Annotated in this window: 2 protein-coding genes; both read right to left on the bottom strand. The window is 48.3% G+C overall.

The features are described from left to right. On the bottom strand, positions 1-1,352 hold a 1,352-nt coding region (gene mnmD, locus A3751_RS13990; RefSeq protein ID WP_156492469.1), incomplete at its 3' end, for a tRNA (5-methylaminomethyl-2-thiouridine)(34)-methyltransferase MnmD. Positions 1,353-1,357: 5 nt separating this feature from the next. Then, a partial coding sequence (locus tag A3751_RS13985) for a peptidylprolyl isomerase (protein ID WP_197466356.1) occupies positions 1,358-1,657 on the bottom strand: 300 nt, incomplete at its 5' end.

The raw sequence follows: 1,657 nt of genomic DNA, 5'->3' as shown, positions 1-1,657 counted from the left end.
TCAACGAGCCAGCTCTTGTCTTGCGCTTGTTCTAACCCAATGGCTTTGGTACTTCCGATAAACTGGACGTTAGCTCGTTGCAGCACATATTCAGCAAACGCTTTGGTATCAAGCCAGCCAGACTGCGGGAAAAAAAGACCTGTACTGTTAATCGCGATGCGGCTCTTGAACGACAGCTCGTCGGACGGCAATTGCTGAACAAAGCTGCTAGGTGGAGCATAATGCCTGATGAATTCATCTTGGCGCTGCTGTTCGTCTCCTGACCAAGCGAGTTGCGCAAGGCCGACAGGGTGCCAAAATCGGCCTTCACTGCTTTGCTGCATCCTTTCGTAGTAGCCTTGTGCCATATTGTGGGCGTGAAAAAGCAGCTTGCCCTCCGCATTCACCTGTCTTGGATATTTTGCGTACATAATTAATTGAGGTTGCGAGCTTGCCCCTGCTAGAGGCTGGGTAGCCCTGTCGATTAGCTTTACATCAAAACCATGCCTCGAAAGCGTAAGGGCTTGTACCAACCCGGCAATACCTGCTCCGATTACGATAGCACTGTGGTTGTTCAGGTCATTGATCGCGGCTTGGGTATGTGTGCTTGGTGACGCTTGATGCCAAGGCTGGGCTGGAGTGGTGATTGGTTTGTTCGGTGTTTTATTTGGATCGAAGGTTGCTGTGATCATTTCCCGCTTGGGGCCGTAACCAGCTCTCTTGCTTACCACAAAGCCTGCTGCGGTTAAATTTTTACGTATTGCGCTCGCTGAGCTGAAGGTGGATAGGCTGGTGCCGGGAAGAGCTTGGGCGCCAAGATACTCAAACAATCGATTAGACCACATGGTTTCGTTAATCTTGGGTGAAAATCCATCCAAAAACCAAACGTTTGCGGGAATATCGTACGCTGCAAGCGCGCTGTCGAGACTGTCCAGTATCAGGCGTAACTGAACACGTCCTTGTTCAAATTCTAAGAGATGAGCGCCCTGAATAGGTTCGGGGTACTGATCGATTAACTTGCCATACTCGATTGCGAGTTCCGGAAAATACTTGGCGGACTTTTGTAAGTCTAGCTTAGTTAAAGGAAAGCCTTCGATGCTGATAAATTCTAGGCACTTTTTTGGTTCTGGCAAAGAGCTCCATAAAGCATAACAGGCCACGAAGTTCAGTCCGCTGCCGAATCCGGTTTCAGCGACGACTAAGGTGTCACTAACACGCCGAGAATCTTGGAGCTTTTCTTTAAGCTTGTTGGCCTCTAAAAAGACATAATTAGACTCGGCGAGACCGCCTTCTGTTTGGAAGTAGACATCGCCGAATGTCTTGCTAAATGGAGCGCCGTCGGTCCACTCAATTTCAGCCGTTGGGAGTAGCAAAGAACTTACTCTGTCGGCTGACTTGCGATTTTTACAGACTCTATCACGATGTTGTCTGTTGGAACGTCGCCGTAAGGTCCTTTTCTGCCTGTTTTTACTTTTGCAATTGTATCAACGACGTCCATTCCCTTAGTCACTTCACCAAAAACGGCGTAGCCCGGTTGAGCGGTGCTTTTGTTCAAAAAGTTGTTATTCACTAAGTTAATAAAAAACTGAGACGTTGCAGAGTTTGGGTCATTTGTGCGTGCCATCGACAATGTGCCTCTTGCATTTTGGATGGTGGGCTGAGCTTCATTTATGATCGG

The organism is Oleiphilus sp. HI0080 (assembly GCF_001635135.1).
The sequence above is the reverse complement of the archived record's forward strand: the minus strand, read 5'-3'. Positions and strand labels throughout refer to the sequence as shown.